Annotated in this window: 17 protein-coding genes, 1 pseudogene and 1 other annotated feature; of the genes and pseudogenes, 12 read left to right on the top strand and 6 right to left on the bottom strand. The window is 54.0% G+C overall.

From position 1 onward, the window contains the following. Positions 1 to 37 precede the first annotated feature (37 nt). A pseudogene (locus L692_RS31285) lies at positions 38 to 142 on the bottom strand (protease); the annotation flags it as partial. Between the two features lie 206 nt (positions 143 to 348). Between L692_RS31285 and L692_RS0117850 the strand changes: the two are divergent. The 4 genes from L692_RS0117850 to acsA all read left to right on the top strand — a co-directional run bounded on the left by L692_RS0117850 (position 349) and on the right by acsA (position 4,928). Continuing rightward, a complete protein-coding gene (locus L692_RS0117850) occupies positions 349 to 795 on the top strand; it encodes a hypothetical protein (RefSeq protein ID WP_025701459.1) in 447 nt (148 codons plus the stop codon). A 321-nt stretch (positions 796 to 1,116) separates the two neighbouring features. Then, positions 1,117 to 2,127, top strand: a complete 1,011-nt coding sequence (gene ccpA / locus L692_RS0117845) for a catabolite control protein A (protein WP_025701458.1) — start codon at positions 1,117 to 1,119, stop codon at positions 2,125 to 2,127. A 132-nt stretch (positions 2,128 to 2,259) separates the two neighbouring features. Beyond that, positions 2,260 to 2,958 carry a 5'-methylthioadenosine/adenosylhomocysteine nucleosidase gene (locus L692_RS0117840; protein ID WP_025701457.1) on the top strand — a complete coding sequence of 233 codons (699 nt, stop codon included), beginning with the start codon at positions 2,260 to 2,262 and terminating at the stop codon, positions 2,956 to 2,958. 245 nt (positions 2,959 to 3,203) lie between these two features. Beyond that, a complete protein-coding gene (acsA, locus tag L692_RS0117835) occupies positions 3,204 to 4,928 on the top strand; it encodes an acetate--CoA ligase (RefSeq protein ID WP_025701456.1) in 1,725 nt (574 codons plus the stop codon). 109 nt (positions 4,929 to 5,037) lie between these two features. Here the strand turns inward: acsA and L692_RS29275 are convergent, their stop codons facing one another. Next, complete coding sequence (locus tag L692_RS29275) at positions 5,038 to 7,986, bottom strand: transglycosylase domain-containing protein (RefSeq protein WP_084463245.1); 2,949 nt, start codon at positions 7,984 to 7,986, stop codon at positions 5,038 to 5,040. A gap of 135 nt (positions 7,987 to 8,121) precedes the next feature. Further along, positions 8,122 to 8,393 (top strand) — a binding site (T-box leader). Between the two features lie 65 nt (positions 8,394 to 8,458). On the opposite strand from L692_RS29275, the gene tyrS reads away from it, so the two are divergent. Continuing rightward, positions 8,459 to 9,712 (top strand): tyrosine--tRNA ligase, encoded by a 1,254-nt coding sequence (gene tyrS / locus L692_RS0117825; protein ID WP_025701455.1) that lies wholly within the window; start codon positions 8,459 to 8,461, stop codon positions 9,710 to 9,712. Between the two features lie 182 nt (positions 9,713 to 9,894). On the opposite strand, the gene rpsD is transcribed toward tyrS, so the two are convergent. Further along, the gene (rpsD, locus tag L692_RS0117820; RefSeq protein ID WP_025701454.1) at positions 9,895 to 10,494 is read right to left on the bottom strand and encodes a 30S ribosomal protein S4; all 600 of its coding nucleotides are present in this window, start codon (positions 10,492 to 10,494) and stop codon (positions 9,895 to 9,897) included. A 385-nt stretch (positions 10,495 to 10,879) separates the two neighbouring features. On the opposite strand from rpsD, the gene L692_RS0117815 reads away from it, so the two are divergent. From L692_RS0117815 to L692_RS0117795, 5 genes are all read left to right on the top strand, one after another. Continuing rightward, the gene (locus L692_RS0117815; RefSeq protein ID WP_025701453.1) at positions 10,880 to 12,850 is read left to right on the top strand and encodes a GGDEF domain-containing protein; all 1,971 of its coding nucleotides are present in this window, start codon (positions 10,880 to 10,882) and stop codon (positions 12,848 to 12,850) included. A 128-nt stretch (positions 12,851 to 12,978) separates the two neighbouring features. Further along, the gene (locus tag L692_RS0117810; RefSeq protein WP_025701452.1) at positions 12,979 to 13,815 is read left to right on the top strand and encodes a hypothetical protein; all 837 of its coding nucleotides are present in this window, start codon (positions 12,979 to 12,981) and stop codon (positions 13,813 to 13,815) included. Between the two features lie 94 nt (positions 13,816 to 13,909). Then, positions 13,910 to 15,025 carry an aminopeptidase gene (locus tag L692_RS0117805; RefSeq protein WP_025701451.1) on the top strand — a complete coding sequence of 372 codons (1,116 nt, stop codon included), beginning with the start codon at positions 13,910 to 13,912 and terminating at the stop codon, positions 15,023 to 15,025. Between the two features lie 106 nt (positions 15,026 to 15,131). Then, complete coding sequence (locus L692_RS0117800) at positions 15,132 to 15,389, top strand: HPr family phosphocarrier protein (protein WP_025701450.1); 258 nt, start codon at positions 15,132 to 15,134, stop codon at positions 15,387 to 15,389. Between the two features lie 145 nt (positions 15,390 to 15,534). Continuing rightward, on the top strand, positions 15,535 to 15,828 hold the full coding sequence (locus tag L692_RS0117795) for an Fpa/YlaN family protein (protein ID WP_025701449.1): 294 nt from the start codon (positions 15,535 to 15,537) through the stop codon (positions 15,826 to 15,828). Between the two features lie 86 nt (positions 15,829 to 15,914). On the opposite strand, the gene cax is transcribed toward L692_RS0117795, so the two are convergent. Beyond that, complete coding sequence (gene cax, locus L692_RS0117790) at positions 15,915 to 16,985, bottom strand: calcium/proton exchanger (protein WP_025701448.1); 1,071 nt, start codon at positions 16,983 to 16,985, stop codon at positions 15,915 to 15,917. Between the two features lie 146 nt (positions 16,986 to 17,131). Here cax and L692_RS0117785 point away from each other — a divergent pair, with 146 nt between their 5' ends. Then, on the top strand, positions 17,132 to 17,497 hold the full coding sequence (locus tag L692_RS0117785) for an Asp23/Gls24 family envelope stress response protein (RefSeq protein WP_025701447.1): 366 nt from the start codon (positions 17,132 to 17,134) through the stop codon (positions 17,495 to 17,497). A 120-nt stretch (positions 17,498 to 17,617) separates the two neighbouring features. Here L692_RS0117785 and ftsW read toward each other — a convergent pair whose 3' ends face one another. Both ftsW and L692_RS0117775 read right to left on the bottom strand, forming a co-directional pair. Beyond that, complete coding sequence (ftsW, locus tag L692_RS29270; protein WP_036724317.1) at positions 17,618 to 18,814, bottom strand: putative lipid II flippase FtsW; 1,197 nt, start codon at positions 18,812 to 18,814, stop codon at positions 17,618 to 17,620. 13 nt (positions 18,815 to 18,827) lie between these two features. Next, positions 18,828 to 19,175, bottom strand: coding sequence for a YugN family protein (locus L692_RS0117775; RefSeq protein ID WP_025701446.1), 348 nt, complete (start codon positions 19,173 to 19,175; stop codon positions 18,828 to 18,830). 239 nt (positions 19,176 to 19,414) lie between these two features. Here L692_RS0117775 and L692_RS0117770 point away from each other — a divergent pair. Then, a partial coding sequence (locus L692_RS0117770) for an amidohydrolase (protein WP_415752771.1) occupies positions 19,415 to 19,876 on the top strand: 462 nt, incomplete at its 3' end.

Raw genomic sequence — 19,876 nt, 5'->3', positions numbered from 1 at the left:
ACCAAATAATTGGCATGCTCCAGCGAGGCGATCATGGCACCTCGGCGCCTTCCTCCCTGACCCGGTAGACCGGATACCAGAGCTCCAAATCTTCAAATTCGTCGTCTACGAGCGCGATAACTTTTTTTTCGGCCAGTCTCAATTGGCTGCAGCTCCCTTCGAAGAACGTAGTCCCGTTTATTTTAGCAAATATCAAATTTGAAGTCATCTGTAGTCATGAATAAATTATCATATATGGTAAATTCATCATTTTATGCAAACGGGAAGGTTTTTTGCACGGAGAAGCGAATATAAATCTAATGTATCTTTTTCAAAATAGGATATCAAATCTTTGTTTGAGGTGTAACTATGTGCAATGAAAGCAAGCTTTACCGGACCTGCCGCTGCGGCGGCGTGATGACTATACATATGCATACGCTGATTTATAAAGCCAAAGTGAAAATCTCCCGTGTCCCCGTGTTTATGTGCCGCACCTGCTTCCAGTACGAGCCGCATCCGGCGGTGAAGCGGGATTTGAGCCTCATGATCCAGAACCTTGGCAGCAATCCTGAAATAACCAGCTTATCCTTTATCGAGCGCAACGAGTGGGCTTCGGTCCTGAATGATACGTTTAACGGGTTTCAAGGCGAGGATCATGATCTGGAGCAGGCTGTCCAGCAGGCGATGAGCGCCCGGATTGATCTGCTGCTCGATCTGTTCCGAATCGCGTCGGAAGCCGCCGATCCGGTGTGGATGGGGGAGATCGAGAGCCGACTTCTTAAGCTCATTTCGCATACGGCCTCCAAAGTGTCTTGATCTTTTTCTGCAAAAATAATGAAAATATTTCAGAAACATTGGATTTTTTCGTCGATATTTGTTACCATAAGAAAGAGGTTACATTCCTGTTCTGTCGGGCTGTAACTCACGGACAGGTTCGTCCTGATATGCGGAATAGTCCAGGCGGCTTCGCCTCCTTTTGTCTTGGTTAGTTGGCTGTTTGTCCCGCAGCACAGTGTCGATATTAAGGCGACTTTTGAAAGGAAATTGAAGCGTTATCATTGGACAAAAGTACAAATTATCGTATCATGATTTTAATTAGAGTCGAACGATAAAATTTATCGCAATGGAGAGAGTAATTTGACGGTAACCATTTACGATGTAGCGCGAGAAGCAGGCGTATCCATGGCAACGGTATCACGGGTTGTGAATAATAATCCAAATGTGAAACCGCAAACCCGCAAGAAGGTTTATGAGGCTATCGAGCGTTTAGGGTATCGCCCCAACGCCGTGGCCAGAGGTCTTGCCAGCAAGAAGACGACGACCGTCGGTGTTGTCATTCCCGATATTTCCAATTCCATATTTGCGGAAATCGCCCGCGGAATTGAAGATATTGCCAATATGTATCACTATAACATTATTTTGTGCAACGCCGACAAACGCAAGGAGAAGGAAATCCGCGTCATCAACACTCTGCTGGAGAAGCAGGTGGACGGGCTCCTCTTCATGGGCGGCACGGTGACGGACGAGCACATTCTGGCCTTCCAGACGTCCTCCGTACCGATTGTGCTGTGCGCAACGAGCGATGAGAAGGGGGCGTATCCTTCCGTTGACATTGATCATGAGGCTGCCGCATTCGACGCAGTCAATACGCTGATCCGCCATGGCCACCGCGAAATTGCGATGATCAGCGGCACGCTTCAGGACCCGGCCAACGGCTATGCGCGATTCCACGGATACAAGAAAGCGCTCGAAGCGGCTGGAATCGAGTACCAGGAGGATCTGGTGCGCATCGGGAATTACCGCTATGAATCCGGTGTCGAGGCTATGAAATATTTTCTGGGCCTTAAGAAGAAGCCTACGGCAGTCTTTGCCGCGACGGATGAAATGGCAATTGGCGCCATCCACAGCATTCAGGACGAAGGGCTGAAGGTGCCTGATGATTTCTCGGTTATCAGTGTGGACAACATCCGCATGGCATCCATGGTCCGTCCGCTGCTTACGACGGTTGCGCAGCCTATGTATGACCTTGGCGCTGTGGCCATGAGACTTCTGACCAAGCTGATGAAGAAAGAGACCGTAGAGAATCCGCGCGTCATTTTGCCGCATGAGACGATTCTGCGTCTGTCCGTCAACCATTTGAACGAATAGATCTGACACCCCGTCAAGGGCTGCCAGACCAGCTTCATCGCACGGTTTAGAAGCAGAATACGAATCGGCGTAGAAAGCTCCGTCATGGGGCTTTTTATGCTTTTATTATGATTATTAACAGGAGGTCAGTTCATGGGAGCGGTATATGGCATCATTGGGGCAATGGATGAGGAGATCAAGCTGCTGTTGGAGCAGATGGAGCACAGCGAGGCTGTTGTCAGGGCGGGAATTACATATTATAAAGGTTCTATCGGCGGGAATTCCATCGTTGTGAGCAAATCGGGAGTGGGAAAGGTGAACGCTGCCGTAACTACGCAAATTATGATCGATTCGTTCGGTGCGCACAAAATACTGTTCACGGGAGTGGCCGGTGCGCTCCACCCGGAGCTTGAAGTTGGGGACATCGTTATCTCCTCGGAATGCATGCAGCATGACGTGGATGTTACGCCGCTCGGCTATGCGCGAGGGGTTATTCCGTATCAGGACACGTCGGTATTCCCGGCTGATCCGGAGCTTGTGCAGTTTGCCGAGCAGGCATGCCGGAATCTGGGGGTCCGCTATGTGACCGGGAGAGTTCTGTCGGGGGACCAGTTCATTGCCAGCCAGGAATCCGTCGCTGTGCTGCGTGAGCAACTGGATGGAGCCTGTGCGGAAATGGAAGGCGCGGCGCTGGCGCAGGTATGTCATATGAACGGTATCCCGTTCGTTGTCATCCGCTCCATGTCCGATAAAGCCGACGGCTCGGCGGATGTCAGCTATGCAGAATTTACGGAGACCGCATCGCGGCAGTCCCATCAAATACTGAGCGTTATTTTGAACAAATCGGTTTAATACAAGATCTTCGGATGATCTGCGGCGTACCTGACTATTTCTGCCCTCATCATTAAGCGCGGTTATCATAGAGTCGGTACGCCGGGTTATTCCTTAGTCCTGAGCGCTAATTTAGAATGGAATGTAAGCGTTTGCTGTGATATACTTTATACTGCCATAAAAAGTTCACAATTCGTAGCTTGACTCCGACTGTTTGAAGCTGAGAAGTCCAGAGGAATACGACCAAGCGAGGGGAGGCAAGGATAATGGGAAAGGTTCACGGTGAAAGGCTGCCGCGTCGGGCGCACCATTCCAACTTGGGCGATTACGGGCAGGCTGTCAGCCATTTCAAATGGGGGGATGTGGAAAGGCAGTTCACCTGGTACGAAACGGGCAAGGTCAATATGGCCTATGAGGCGGTCGACCGCCACGTGGAGGAAGGGCGGGGCGATAAGACAGCGCTGCTGTACAGTGATCCGGTGCGTGAAGAAGCCTATTCCTTTGCCGATCTGAAAGAACAGTCGAACCGCTTTGGGAATGTGCTGCGCAAGTACGGGATTGGCAAAGGAGACAGGGTATTTCTATTCATGCCGAGACAGCCTGAGCTGTATTTCTGCCTGCTGGGCATTCTGAAGATAGGCGCGGTTGCGGGTCCGCTGTTTGAGGCGTTTATGGAGACGGCCGTCAAGGACCGGCTTGAAGACAGCGGGGCTGTCGCGTTGGTCACCACGCCGGAGCTGCTGCCCCGGGTGAAGCGGGAGGAGCTTCCGGAGCTTCGCCATATTTTTCTGGTGGGCGGGGATGCGGACGAGGAAAGCGGCCTGCATGCCTACGACTTGGAAAGCGCTTCCGTATCGGCGGAGCTTGAACCGGAATGGCTGGGTCTGGAGGATGGGCTGATTATGCATTATACCTCCGGTTCGACCGGAAAGCCCAAAGGCGTATATCATGTGCAGCGTGCAATGATTCAGCATTATTACACCGGAAAAGTTGTGCTTGATCTGCAGAAGGATGATATATACTGGTGCACAGCCGACCCGGGATGGGTTACGGGCACCTCGTATGGCATCTTTGCCCCTTGGCTCAACGGCGTTACGAGTGTCGTCCGCGGCGGACGATTCAACCCCCGGGACTGGTACGACACGATTGAGCGCTGCGGAGTTACGGTATGGTACAGTGCTCCGACGGCGTTCCGCATGCTGATGGGAGCGGGGAGCGAGAGTCTGCGGGGCGTGGATTTAAGCAGTCTGCGCCATGTCCTCTCGGTCGGGGAGCCGCTGAACCCGGAGGTCATCCGCTGGGGAGATAAGGTATACGGCCAGCGCATCCACGATACCTGGTGGATGACGGAGACCGGCGGGATGCTTATCTGCAACTATCCCGGGATGGACATCAAGCCGGGGTCTATGGGACGGCCGCTGCCCGGCATTACCGCCGCGATTCTGGACGATCAGGGGAAGGAGCTTCCGCCTTATTCCATGGGTAATCTGGCGATCAGGACCCCATGGCCGTCCATGATGGAGCGGATCTGGAACAATCCGGCCAGGTACGAGGAGTATTTACGCATTCCAGGCTGGTATATCTCCGGAGATTCGGCCTATATGGATGATGAAGGCTATTTCTGGTTTCAGGGACGGGTTGACGATTGTATCAATTCCTCGGGGGAACTGATCGGGCCATTCGAGGTTGAGAGCAAGCTGGTCGAACACCCTGCGGTTGCGGAGGCCGGGGTTATCGGCATACCTGACGCCCTGCGCGGAGAGATTGTCAAGGCCTTCATATCGCTGCGCGAGGGCTATTCGCCTTCGGAGACGCTGAAGGCCGAAATTGCGGCGTTTGTCAGAGCAGGGCTGTCCGCCCATGCCGCGCCAAGGGAAATCGAATTCAAGGATAAGCTCCCGAAGACCCGGTCGGGCAAAATCATGCGCCGCGTGCTCAAAGCCCGGGAGCTTCATCAACCCGCCGGAGATCTGTCAACCATTGAAGATTAGTCAATAAAAAGACGGTTGGCCGCCTTGCCCATTTCCGGGCGGCGGTCAACCGTCTTATTCGTTCTGTGGATTCTGCGGAGCATGAAATGCCTTATTGACTTGCCTTAATTCAGTGGACGTTGCGTTTCCCTTTGGCATTGACCTTGGTATTGCCTCCGCCTTGCGTCTTGCCCTGGCCGCTGTTCTCGCCGGGCTGAATCAGGGCGGCCCCGGGATCAATGGCCGTTCCGGGATCGACCGTTGTGCCGGGATTGCCGGACGGGGCAGGCGACTCGCCCGGACCCGGCACAAGCTCCTCTCCAGGCGTCGCCTCAACGCCCGGGAATAGGCCATCTATCGGCTCCGGCGACGGTTCCGGCGTCGGAGCGCCTCCGCCGACGTTGCCCGAAGAGGTTTCATTTCCGGCCACATCAACCGCTGTGACATAAAACACAGCGTAATCACTTGTCGGCGTATCCGTAGAGAACGAAGTGCCGTCCCCGGCGAGCAATACATCCACTTTCTGGAAGGTTCCGCCGTTCACGGAACGGTATAACCGGTAACCGACGACATCGGGCGAGCCGCTCGGGGTAAAGCGGATGACGGCCTTGCCGCTGTCGTAAGAGACTTCCGCATTCCCCGGCGCCGCCGGAGCGCTGCCGTCGTCCACTCGGGGATCAAGCTCGGTCGGAACCTCCGTCTTCGCGTCCGACGGCAGATAGTAGCTTAATGGTTCATGCTCTCTCATGGACTTGAAAGCGGCCTGAAGCTCCTTGATCAGCTCCTCGATCGGCTTCTCTCTGGAAACGACGATCCGCTCCTTCAGGAAGTCATCCGGCGTTCCGTCCCTCGGGATATAGTTCACTCCGCCGTATGTAATGTATTTCGCATGCGAAATGCCATCGTCGCTGTCCTTTGGCACAAATTTTGCATTGAAAATATCGGTCGTGAACTTATCGGTGAGCGAGGTTGGCAGCTTGCCGCTGTATGCCGATACGGTCTCTTTGACGATGCCGTCCGGCTTGTCAAATTTCTTCGTGGGGAACAGCTCCGGCTTTCTCTCAATGACCGCATTCATTACCTTGGCCCACAGCGCTTGCGCCTGCTTCCGCTGCGTTTTGGTCTCCAGCGTATTGATCTGTTCCTTGTAACCGACCCACATGCCGAGCGTAATGTCGGGAGTGTAGCCCATGAACCATACGTCCGCGTAATTCTGGGTGGACCCCGTCTTGCCGACGGCCGGAATATCTTTGAAATGCTTGTAATTGCTCTTGACCGTGCTCCCTGTGCCGTCTGTTATGACGGTGCGCAACATGTCCGTCATTAAATAAGCGGTCTGTTCGGAGAATACACGCTCCGGGCTGACCTTGTGCTGGTAGATCATTTTTCCCTTCGAATCGATGATCTTCTCAATCATGTACGCGTCGTTAAATTCGCCCTTATTGCCTATCGCGGAGTATGCGTTGGTCAATTCCTCTACGGACACGCCGTATTTCAACCCGCCGAGAACTCCGGTCTGCGCGCTGTAATCTTCGTCCTGAATGGTAGTAATTCCTAATTTCTTGGCAAAAGCCCAGGAGTTCTTAATGCCTACCTTTTCGTCGAACAGCTTCAACGCAGGCAGGTTCAGGGAGTTGTTCAGCGCATGCCTTGCCGTAACGAGCCCCTGATAACGATTGTTGGCGTTCTTGGGGATATGGTAGCCTTTACTTCCGTCTTTCAGAATAATCGGCGCATCATCCAGAATGCTTGCCGGCTGGATCAGCCCGGTCTCCAAAGCGGGCAGATAGGCCGCGATCGGCTTCATGGTCGAGCCCGGCTGGCGGACCATCTGGGTGGCGTAGTTCATGCTTTCGACCTTGAAATCCCGTCCTTCGATCATTCCCAGAATCGCGCCGGTCTTGTTGTCAATCATCATGCCGGCCGTCTGTTCAAGACCTTTGCTCTTGCTTTCTTTGGTAAAATTGTCTTTGTCTTCGGAGATGCTGTGCATGGCGCTGTATACTTTTTTGTCGATTGTCGTATACACCCTGTATCCGCCTGTCAGCAACTGCTGGCGAGCCTCTTCAAGCTGTGAAGCGCCCTTGGTTCCGTCCTGGTCATTGCTCTCCAGCGAAAGCAGGATGGACGCCGCCTGACGCTCCGTTTCCATCATGAGATAAGGAAAAGTCACGTAAGCCTTCTTGGAATGCGGAGCCAATGCTTTCTTGATATCAAAGGCCAGAGCCTCCTGGTACTGGGAGGACGAGATTTTGTTCTCCTCCAGCATGCGGCGCAGAACAAGGCGCTGACGGTCGAGCGCACGGTTAAACGCAGCCTCGTTGAACTCCCCGTATCCGTTGAATGCCGAATAGGAGGAAGGAAGCTGGGGAAGGCCGGCAAGGTAAGCCGCCTGGGCGATATTCAGCTTGTTCAGATTATCGATGCCGAATATGCCTTTTGACGCCGCTTTGATGCCGTAGACGTTATAGCCGTTCGCTCCGTTGCCGAAGGGAACCTTGTTCAGGTAAGCCGTTAATATTTCGTCCTTGCTTAAAAAGCGCTCCAGCCGCAGCGACAGCAGTATTTCCTTCACCTTGCGGTCTTCCGTTTTGTCCAGATTCAGAAATACCCGTCTGGCAAGCTGCTGGGTAAGGGTGCTGCCGCCGGTCTGTATGGATTCATTCAGCAATTTCTGCTTGACGGCGCGCAAGGTTCCGTTGACATCCACGCCATGATGCTCGTAAAACCGGTTGTCCTCAATGGCGAGGACGGCGTCAATGATCACTTGGGGAATATCCTTAAAGGCAACCAGCCTGCGGTCTTCCTCAGTCCTCAGTTGGCCGATCGGGGTGCCGTCGCGGAAATAGGCGAATCCTGTCACCACGTTCTCGCCGATCTTTTCCTGAATGGTCTGCTCGGAGCGGACCGGATCATCTTTTACTATGGAAGCGACAAGGCCCCCCACGGCGCCGCCGGCGAACAGGACGCCCATTACGCCCAGAATGAACATCCATTTCACGACGGAACCTACCCTGCGCAGCCAGGATCTTCGCTGGCGAATGTCCGTCGCTGTTTTTTTCACATTTTCCTGAGCCATCGACATCCTCCTTTTAACGGAATTATTATAGCACAATTTGGCGATTTTGAATGCGCTTGTAGGGATACCGCGGTTTTTACAGAAATTTGACTTTTTAAAAGCTCATGTGATATAAATAAATTTAATTGGATATTTCTAAAGGCGGAGAAGGACATCAGTAGAAGGGAACTCCTGGTTTTCAGAGAGTCGGTGGGTGGTGCGAACCGATGGCGGGTCCTTTTGAATTACGGTCCGGAGCCGTCCGGGGGAACGGATGAAGCGTCAGGCTATCGTCCCAGTAGTCCGGCGCCGGGTACGATATGCGCCCGTTATTTAAATGAAGCGAAAGCTTGAAACCGTTGTGCTGCGGCATAACGTCCAAGAGCTTTAACTAGGGTGGTACCGCGAGTCTCTTTCTCGTCCCTTGGGATGAGGAGGAGGCTTTTTTGCGTGCGTAAATCAGGAAGTATCAACATCAAAAGGGGTTGCTATTATGAAATGGGAAGAATTAACGCCGGAGCAGCAGCGTGAGGTCGAGCGCCAGCTGGAGATCATCTCGCGGGGCGTCGTGGAGATTGTGCCGGAGGAGGAGCTGAAGCGGAAGATTATTAAATCGGTCGTCACGGGCGTGCCGCTTAATGTCAAGCTGGGGCTGGACCCGTCCGCGCCGGATATTCATGTCGGGCACACTGTGGTTATGCACAAGCTGCGCCAATTTCAGGAGCTGGGCCATCAGGTGCAGCTGATTATCGGGGATTTCACGGGACGGATCGGCGATCCGACGGGCAAATCGGAAACGCGCAAACAGTTGACCGAGGAGGACGTGAAGCGGAACGCGGAAACGTACAAGAAGCAGCTTCATAAAATCCTCGATCCGGAGAAGACCAAAGTATTCTATAACTCGGAGTGGCTCGGACCGATGACCTTTGCGGATGTCGTGGGCTTGTCGGCCAAGGTGACTGTGGCCCGCATGCTGGAGCGTGACGATTTCACCAAGCGTTACCAGAGCGGACAGCCGATCAGTATTCACGAGTTCTTCTACCCGCTGATGCAGGGCATGGATTCCGTGGCGCTGAAGAGCGATGTGGAGCTGGGAGGAACGGACCAGAAATTCAACCTGCTGATGGGGCGGACGCTGCAAAAAGAATACGGCGTCGATACCCAGGCCGCGATTATGACCCCGCTGCTTGAAGGGCTGGACGGCGTACAGAAGATGAGCAAAAGCCTTGGCAACTACATCGGCATCGACGAGGAGCCGAATGAAATCTACGGCAAAGCCATGTCCGTACCGGATGAGCTGATGCTGAAATACTATTCGCTGGCGACCGACATCGGAAACGATCAGCTGAAAGAGCTGGAGAAAGGGCTGGAGTCCGGAGCGGTTCATCCAAGGGATGCCAAAATGAAGCTGGCGCATACGTTCGTCCGAATGTATCACGGGATCGAAGCGGCGGATGCCGCGCAGCAGCATTTTGTGACCGTATTCCAGCAGCGGGCGCTGCCGGACGATATCGAGACGGCGGTCCTGCCCACAGCGGAGCTGACGGACGGCGCGATTCGCCTGACCAAGCTGCTGCTGCTGATCGGCTTTGCCGCTTCGGGCGGAGAGGCGAAGCGAAGCGTCCAGCAGGGGGCCGTCAAGCTGAACGAGCAGAAGCTGACCGACCCAAATGCCGACATCGTTCCCCAGGATGGAGATATCATTCAGGTCGGCAAACGCAAGTTCGCCAAGCTGACGCTGGAATAGGCCCGGCGGGGGCTTGATTGGCGCAGGCGGACACATGCGGAAGGAGGGTGGCCGGGAGTAAATCCGGTGCACCCTCCTTGGCATGCCTGCGGGAAGCCGGATTAGTCAGGTTAAATATAAAGAGCATAAAGAAGCCTCCGGAGATTCCGGAGGCTTCTGCCAGATGCTTGATCCGGCAACGATTAACGGTTGTAGAATTCGACGATTTGCTTCTCGTCGATGTCTTGGGAGAGCTCAGCGCGCTCGGGCAGACGGATGAACTTGCCTTCAACAGCGGCGTCGGAGAATTCCAGGTAAGCCGGCAGATGAGTGCGGTTAGTCAGAGCTTCCTTGACGGAGGTCAAAGCACGGCTTCTTTCGCGAAGGCCGATCACGTCGCCAGTGCTCACGAGGTAAGAAGCGATGTCGACCTTCTTGCCGTTGACCGTTACGTGGCCATGGGATACCAATTGACGCGCTCCTGCGCGGGAGTTGGCGAAGCCAAGACGGTAAACGAGGTTGTCCAGACGGCTCTCAAGCAGGAACATGAAGTTCTCGCCCGCGATCCCTTGCATGCTGTGCGCTTTGTGGAACAAAGTGCGGAATTGCTTCTCGCCCAAGCCGTACATGTGGCGCAGCTTTTGCTTCTCCAGAAGCTGTTGACCGTAGTTGCTGATTTTTCTGCGTTGGTTAGCGCCATGCTGTCCCGGAGGGAAAGGGCGTTTCAGGTCTTTGCCAGTGCCGCTCAGGGAGATGCCCAGACGGCGGCTGAGTTTGAATTTAGGTCCGGTGTAACGTGCCATGTTATAGTAGACTCCTTTTTAATTGTAATTTCATCAGGGCTCTATTTGCGCCGCGTTTCGAAATGCGGCAGACCAAGTTGGCGCCGCGCTGCAGGGAAAGTTCAGCCGCTGCCCCTTGCAGACGAAAAGCGTGAGGGTGACACAACGTTACGCCCAATTAAAGACTCATTACAGTCTTGTTCAACAATATATATTATATGAAAATGTCATTCAAAGTCAAGCGTGCTGGCTGAAGTTTAGAATATTTTTAACTGTTAGTTCTTTATGCCTAAAAAAGTCGCGTTTTATCTGAAAAACTAATGCGGAATTGCCTGAAAAAGAGTAAAATAGTCTTATTGCAACATTTACGGGTTATTATTCGGGATGCAAAAGGGGGTCCTTCTTTATGTCAGAGCAGGAAGCTAACGGTTGCACGGATAACCAAATACGGTTGCGAAACGCCCAGATGCCGAAATGCGGCTCCAAGGATCCCGCCGAGTGGCTGGGGAAATTGGAAATAAATCGGCATGATTTCCCTTACGCTTCCGGCTTGATTGCGGACAGCTTTTATGAATGGTGCAACAAGGACGCCGAGCTGCCTTTTGCACAATCCTGGAGATGGTGCGTCTTTGATTATACGGGCGCGTGGCTGGCCGGCAGCGGCGGAGCGAGCGAGCCGGATAACCCTTTATGGGAACAGGCTGCGGCAGCCAGTTTGAAATCGGCCAGGGAGTGCACGCTTCAAATCGAAGAGAACGGAGTGGAAACGGCTTTTTTCATCATACCGGTGAGTACGCGATTCGGGGGAGAAATCTTTGCCCTGGTCGGCTGCGCAATGCCCGCCGAGGATTTCGCAGACGGCGGACGCAACGCTGCCGAGGCTATGGCCAGTCATTTCTCTACATGCTTCTACAGAAGATTCGAGCATATCTTCGTAACGGATCTGGCGAGCGTACATATTCAGGAGGAACACGAGAGCAGCCGCCGGTCGCGACTGTTTCAGATTGTCCAGCGGATGTATGACAGCATCGATGTCGATGCTGTGCTCACCGAGGTAATCGCCAGCATCTCCGCCATGTACCCGGGCGCCGAGCTTACGCTCTACATGTCACAGGATCACCGCAGCGCGCATCCCCGGGTGAAGCCGCTGCCGCTTCGCTGGGATCAGGAGGACGTCAGCGGAAAGGCGTTCAAGAGCGGACGAGTGGCCAGGAAGACCACTGGCGAGGATAACAAGCTTGTTGAGATAGGGCTGCCTCTTGGCGGCAAGCAGGGCGTATACGGTGTGTTCCATCTGGTGATGCGGGGTCCGGCCCATCAGGATATGGATATGTCTTACCTGTCCATGGTGGCGAACAACGCTGGAATCGCCTTTGAGAACGCCAAGCTGTATGAGCGTTCCAACCAGCTTATCCGTGAATTGCGGATGAGCAACGGGTTGACCGAGCGCCTCAACCAGAGCCTTCAGCTTGGCGAAACATTTGAAGCGGCTTATGAGGAGCTGCTGGAAATGTTCGAGGCCGACTACTGCTGTATCCTCCATTACTGCGAGGAGAAGGGCGGACTTGAGGTGGTGATGTGCAACCATCCCGGCCTGAGCAATGAAATCATCGAGGTGGGCCGGGGAATCGGGGGACAAGTATATGCCCTGGGCGAACCCGTTATTTTAACAGACTACAGTCAATCCGGCACAAGTTCGAGACTGATGGACTTGACGGAGTCGCAGTCGCTTATCGCTACTCCGCTCAGTGTGGGCGGGGAAGTCCGCGGAGCGATTATGCTGGCCCACCGGCGTCCGTATTTTTTCTCCTATGACAGTTTCAGGCTGCTTCAAGCGCTGGCGGGACAAGTCGGCCTTGCCGTTGGCAACGCGCTTCTGCATGCCGAGGTGCACCGTCTCGCGAACAGGGACTCTCTGACCGGGCTGCATGCAAGACATTATCTGGACCAATCCATCAAGGAGAAGCAAAGCGGCGATATCTGCGGCACTCTCGTTGTCGTCGATATCGACAATTTCAAATCCGTGAACGATACATACGGACATCAAAAAGGCGACTATATTCTGCGGCAGGTGAGCGATATTTTGCGTGCGTCGATCCGTCAGGGAGATCTGGCCGCAAGATGGGGGGGCGAAGAGCTGGCGCTGTACCTGCCCCAGCTTAATGCCCAGCAGGCTTATGTTGTGGCCGAGCGCATCCGGAAACGGGTTCAGGAAGAGACGAACCCTTCCGTTACCGTCTCCTGCGGTATTGCCGAGTGGGACTGGACGGATAACGACCCGGCGAGCGCGGACTCCTTGTTTTACCGGGCGGACATGGCGCTCTACGAGGCGAAGAACAACGGCAGGAACAAAGTGGTGGTTGATCTCAAAACATAGCAACCTGCCAGAATGGACAAGAAGGCTCCTTTGACGGATATTCCCGGCCGGGGAGCCTTTTTTTGCATAAGCTCTCTGAACATGGAGACGATATAGCTACAACTGTGAACAGAAGGGTCTGGGCTTCTATGAAGAGACTGCTTGCGAAGAAGACAATCACGCTGCTGCTGGCTCTCTCCTGCGGTGTGGCCGGCGGCTGCGGCCCGGAGGACGGAAAGCCTCCCGGTGAGCTGCTGGAGCTGGCATTGGCCGGTATGACGGGAGCCGACGGGGTAACCTTTGAAGGGGAGGCGGCGCTGCGGGTGGACGGGAAACAGCTTCCGGAGACAGCGCTGTACTATGGAGGGGAGCTGACTAATCATAAGACGCTCGTTATCTATAACCTGCTGCAAGGCCCGGCGGAATCCCGGGAACGCCCAGGCGATCAGGCGCAGCAGCGGTCTGCAAGGCCGAATCTCTACAGCAGACTGGAGAAGAGCAGGGGGCAGTGGAGGGCGCTGTCTCCAAGCGGAGATCAGGGCGGCAGCCCGCTCCCCGGACTCAACCCCATCCGTCAGCTTGAGGAATTGGACAACATGAACAAGACCGTGACAAAAGAAGCGGGGGCGGGAGGAAGGGTGAGGCTCCTGAGAATAGAGCTGGACCCGCAGCAGGCTCACGATCAACTGGCCGCTGAGCTTGAAGCGGAGATGAATGCTCTCCGAACGGCCTCCACAGGCGGCAAGAGCGCCGGAACGGCAGGCAGGGCTTCCCTGCTGGAGAAGCTGTGGAACCGCGAGAACAGAGAGCTGCATCGCAGGCTTCGGGATGCCGAGGTGGCGACCGTATATCATTTGGAGGTGGATGCAAGACGAAATCTCCCCAAGAGCTTGTCGCGGCAGCGGACGATCACTTTTCCTTCTTCCGGGGGAAGAACCCGCAGAGAGACCTTTGTTACGAGGGTTGACTTTTACGGATACCGGTAACAACGACAATTGATGATCCTCTTGCGCTTCATTCTGGTCGTGCTACAATAAGAAAGCATGCTGATTTTGACTGAAAAGGAAGGAAGAACAAGAGATGAGAGATCCCCGAATTCAGAAATTGGCCGAAAATCTGGTCGGCTACTCCGTAAACGTACAACCGGGTGAGAACGTGCTCGTCGAAATGATCGGCAGCGAACGCGATCTGGTCAAAGCTATTGTAGAAGAAATCGGGAAGGCCGGAGGCCGCGCGTTTGTCCAGCTCACCGACCGCAGCGTGCTGCGCGGCATGCTTCTGACAGCGACTGAAGAAAGCCTGCGCGCCTGGGCCGGGATTGATTTGCACCGCATGAAGCAAATGCAGGCATATATCGGCATCCGCGCCGGCGAGAATGTCAACGACTTGTCCGACGTGCCGGAAGAGAAAATGCGCCTGTACAATTCGCTCTATTCCCATCCTGTACATAGCGAGCAGCGGGTGAAGCATACCAAATGGGTCGTCCTGCGCTACCCGAACTCCAGCATGGCACAGCTCGCCGATACGAGCACGGAGGCTTTTGAGGACTTCTATTTCCAGGTCTGCAACCTGGATTATGCCAAAATGGACAAGGCCCAGGACCCGCTTGCCGAACTCATGCGAAAGACGGACAAGGTGCGGATTACCGGCCCGGGAACGGATATTTCCTTCTCCATCAAGGGCATCGGCGCCGCGAAATGCTCGGGCCACAGAAACATCCCGGACGGTGAAGTGTACAGCGCTCCGGTGCGCGATTCGGTTAACGGCACGATCAGCTATAACGCGGCGACTGTATATAACGGCATTACGTTCGAGAACATCAAGCTGACTTTTGAAAATGGCAAAATTATCGAAGCGACCAGCAACGATACGGCCCGGCTGAACGAAATTCTGAATTCGGACGAGGGCGCGCGCCATATCGGGGAATTTGCCATCGGCTTCAACCCTTATATTCTGCACCCGATGAAAGATATTCTGTTCGATGAGAAGATTGCGGGCAGCCTTCATTTTACGCCGGGTCAGGCGTACGAGGTGACCGACAACGGCAACCGTTCCTTCATTCACTGGGACCTTGTTCTGATCCAGCGTCCGGAATACGGCGGCGGCGAAATTTATTTCGACGACAGATTGATCCGCAAAGACGGCCTGTTCGTTATTCCCGAACTCGAAGCTCTAAACCCCGAGCGATTGAAGTAACGAGATAAATATTAGATAAATCCTTGCGCCGGTAAGCGGCTTCAATGTATCATGGAATTGTTTATACGGCATATTATTTCTTAAATTTAGTTGCGGAGGGATTCACATGTCCAGTAGCAGTAACAGTAACAATGCAGCCATTGTGGAAATTGCTCAAACAGCAAGCAAGTTCGCTTCTTCAATCGTTCTTCAGGCGGACAACAAGTACATTGACGTAAAAAGCATCCTCGGACTGTTCACAACTCTGGTATCCAGCCAGAACTACGAACTGCATGTGCATGGCGGCGATGCCGAGGAGGCTAAAAAGGCGATGAGCGAAGTTTTCGCCAAGCACGGCTTGAAATTTACAGTTGTAGAAGAATAATACGGTGGTTACCGAAGGCTCTGTCACTCCGGCAGGGCTTTTTATGCTGCGGTGGAAACTGCATTCTTGTATTGGCAACCGATTTCGACTAATATTAAATAAAATAGCGATGAAGCTGTAAATTTGGACAGAGGGGGGAAGATGCATGACTTCGCCGGAATTGCAGGAACAATTGAATATCTTGGCGGTTACGCTTCTGCAAGAAGATGCCGATAAGATCCAGAAGCTCATCGAAGTGCAGATGGAGAATCTGGCAACTCGCTACTGCCCTCTCTATGAGGAAGTGCTGGATACCCAAATGTACGGCTTCTCCAGAGAGGTCGACTTTGCGGTCAGAGCGGGTCTTTTGTCGGAGCTTACGGGCAGGGAGATTGTAAGCAAGCTTGAACGGGAACTGGCCGTACTGTATGAAGCGCTGAACGAGAAGGCGAAACAATAGAGCGGATCTTTTTCGTCACAGAACCGGACAAACCTGTAATAACAAATCGCGCCTGGATTTCCAGGCGCGATTTTTGTTGCCGTGAGTTAAACAAGGTAGAAGGAAACGCCGAGGATGATATACACGCCAAGAAGCAGCAGTCCCTCATACCAGTTGGTCGCCCCGTCCTGGGTGATCGATCTGGCGATGAAGACCGCTACGGCGATCGCTACCAGCTCAATGGTCGTAAAGACAATATCCATGGTATCGCCGTTAAAGTAGCTGGCAAAAATGAGTACAGGCGCGACGAACAGAGCGATTTGCAGGCTGCTGCCGACCGCGATTTCCACAGCGGCGCCGATTTTGTTCTTCATGGCGAGCAGGATGGCGGCGCTGTGCTCTGCGGCGTTACCGATAATCGCAACCAGGAACGCGCCGACGAACAGCTCGCTCAGTCCAAAGCGCTCGGTCAGGCTCTCAAGCGTGCCTACCAGCCATTCACTGACAAAAGCGACCATTACGGTGGCGAGAATCAGATACAGGATCGATTTGCCTTTGGACCATGAAGGCGCGTGCTCGTTCGGCAGTTCTTCCTCCTTGTCCTCGGTAACATCGTCCAAATATTTTTTATGCGTAATCATGGAGAAGATCAACCAGGCGATATAGGCCACAATCAGCACCCCGGCTACAACCAGACTGAGCGTATCGGTCTCCCCTTCGGTAATCGAATGGGTGCTCAGGAACATGGCGGGAACGAACAGGGCGATCACGCCCACGATCATCAGAGAGCCATTCATCCCGGCGAGCGTCACATTGAAATTCTGCACCTTGAACTTCAGGCCGCCCGCGAAAATGCTCAGTCCAAGCACGAGCAGCAGGTTGCCGATAATGGAACCGGTCAAACTCGCCTTAACCATATCGTACAGCCCCTCTTTGACAAGGAAAAAAGCGATAATCAGCTCGGCGGCGTTGCCGAAGGTGGCATTGAGAAAGCCCCCCAGCCGTTGGCCGGCGTAATGGGCGACGCTCTCCGTTGCTCTGCCGAGAAATCCGGCGACGAATACTACGGCGATGGCGGACAGCACGAATTGAAGGGTATGGTCCCAATTGGCGTAATGTCCGATGGCGCTAAGCGCAAATGTGATGGCTAGCAGCGATGGAGAAATCCATTTTTTCAAGTAAAGCACACTCCAATCCAGATATTATGTACGTAACTCAATATACCCAAATTATTCCGGGATGTAAACGAACCTGCTGAGCCCATTTGCTTTTTGGCCTGTTTAGGAATTACAATAATTGATAACGAATGTAAGGGGGAAATGACATGGCGGAACAACTTCAACTGGAAATGGGAAACATACGAATCTCTAACGATGTAGTCTCAAAAATTGCCGGTATGGCTGCCTTGGAGACTCCGGGAATCGCAGCCATGTCAGGAGGGTTGTCGGAAGGATGGGCCAAGCGTCTCAGCGGTAAAAACGTGCAAAAAGGCGTAACCGTTGAGGTGGGACAGCTGGAGGCGGCGGTCGATTTGCGGATTATCGTGCTGTACGAAACGCCGATTCACGAGGTATGCCGGATGCTGCAGCAGAACGTTCGCGAAGCGGTGGAGAGCATGACGGGCTTGCGCGTTGTCGAAGTGAACGTCAAGGTCGAAGGCGTTGCGTTCAAGAACGATGAGATTTCGTAAGCGGATACTGCGGCTGCCCGTTTCACGCGAACAAGCCATCAAAGAAGGGTGTCTCTTTTCGTACCGGCTGGTACGAAGGAGGCACCCTTTTGTTGTGCGCATAATTCAGTCAAAGGTTGGCTAGCGGGTGACCGTTCGGACCGATTTCGTGCGCTCTTCCCGCATCGGACGGGCGCTTTCCCGCGAAATGTTAAGGATAATGCCCATCGACAGCATCGTGACCAGAAGCGAAGAGCCGCCGTAGCTGATAAATGGCAGCGTAACGCCGGTAAGCGGAATGGTCTTCGTAACCCCGCCGATATTGACAAAAGCCTGAATCGCGATGAGTCCCATGACCCCGATGCCGACCAAGGTTCCGAACGGGTCCTTGCACCTGAGCGCCACGAGAATGCCTCTCCAGATGAAATAGAGATAAACGAGCAGAAACAGAAGCGTGCCGGTAAAGCCGAGCTCCTCGCCGATGACGGAGAAAATAAAGTCCGAATAGGGGTATGGCAGATAGTGCAGCTTCTGTACCCCTTTGCCAATGCCCGCGCCGCCAACGCCGCCCTGTCCGAGCGCCGTCAGGGATTGGAGAATATTATATCCGGCCCCTTCGGGGTCCTTGGTCGGGTCGATGAACGCTTCGATCCGTCCTTTTCGGTAATCCTGATTCGCCGCCGCCTGCTCCGAATGGGGGGAGAGCGAGTCAATCACCATTTTTCCGCCCAGAACCAGCCCCGCACCCAGTACGAGCAGTACGATAGACCCCAGAATATGCTTGAGGCTTGCTCCTCCGGCAAAAATCACCAGACCGCTTGTCGCGACGAGAATGAGGCAGGAGCCGAGGTCCGGCTGAAGCATAATCAGTCCCGCGACGATGCCCACGATCACCATGACCGGAATATAGCCTGACCGGAGATCGCGCAGGCGTTCGCCTTTTTTGGTAACCAGGGCGGCCAGATACAGAATAATCGATAATTTGGCAAGCTCCGTCGGCTGGATGCCGAGAGTGCCAATGCTCAGCCAGCTTCTTGCCCCGTTGATCCGTTCGGTTGAGGCCACGAGCAGCAGCAGAACGAGAGTGATCAGGAATAGCGGCGCATACCATTTTTTGAACCGGCTGTAGTGAATATTCATGATTGTAAACATAACGGCGCATCCGAGCACAACCCAAACGAGCTGCCTCTTCACAAAATAAAGCGGATCATTCTTGAAGAACAGGCTGGAGCTTGAGCTAAAGACCATAATGAGACCAAAGCCGGCCAGCAGCAGCGTCAAGATTAACAGCTGAAAATCGGGTGTGCCCTTTCTGGGGCGGTTCTCTTGTTCTTTCATTCCTTCATCCCATTCATGCCTCTAGTAGTGTTCGTAATGCAAGTATTCGCTCTCCGGCAATATCCAGCACGGACTTCGGAACCGGCGACTCGTATTCCAGACCGTGGGGAAAGGTTGCTTTGCCAAGGTAAACGGCTTCAATTGCCAGTACGGCGTCCGGCTTCTCCAGCTTGCCCCGGGCCGTGCGGGTGTTAATCCGCAGAAAATAGACCCCGCCGCCCGTATGGTCCTCGATTTTGCAGTCATAGGTAGCCCTGTGGTATTCCCACTGCCAGCGGATGAAACCGGCTTTTTCAGCGCTCTCGTCAAGATATTGAAGCTCGCTGCGCAGTCCTACAAGACCCGTATTCTCAACAATCATTGCCGTGCCAACCCCCTTATGAAGTAAAGCTGAAAAAGGCAATCGACGATCTGGCTTTCGTACCGTATTCTACCTCATGATATTATGTTTGACTGGGCTATGCAAGGGCGGAAAGCCGGATGGAATACCCCGTTTCCGCCATTTCTGATACAATAAAAGCATACTGCTGCTATAGGGAGACTAGCCTTGCAGGCGGTTCTTCTCATACGAGAGCGGCTCAGGCGAAGGGAATGGATAATATGGAGCAAAAACCGATAGAAATGCTGCAGCCGGAAATGGTGGGGTGGCGCCGCTATTTGCATCAGCATCCGGAGCTGTCGTACCAGGAACGGGAGACATCGGCTTTTGTGGCTGAGAAGCTGGAGAGCTTCGGGATTGAAGTGAGGCGCAGCGGGGCAGGGTATGGCGTGGTCGGCATATTGCAAGGCGGACGGCCGGGCAAGACGGTAGTTCTCCGGGCGGATATGGACGCCCTGCCGATCCAGGACGAGAAGGAGTGCGACTATGCCTCGCAACAAGCCGGTGTCATGCATGCCTGCGGGCATGACGGGCACACCTCCATCCTGCTGGCGGCAGCAAGCTATTACAGCAGCCGCAGGGACGAACTGCGCGGCGAGGTGCGGTTCCTGTTCCAGCCTGCGGAGGAGGTATGTCCGGGCGGGGCCCTTGGCATGATTGGCGAAGGCGTGCTGGAAGGAGCC

The organism is Paenibacillus forsythiae T98, from assembly GCF_000520735.1.
GTDB lineage: Bacteria > Bacillota > Bacilli > Paenibacillales > Paenibacillaceae > Paenibacillus_AQ > Paenibacillus_AQ forsythiae.
The sequence above is the reverse complement of the archived record's forward strand: the minus strand, read 5'-3'. Positions and strand labels throughout refer to the sequence as shown.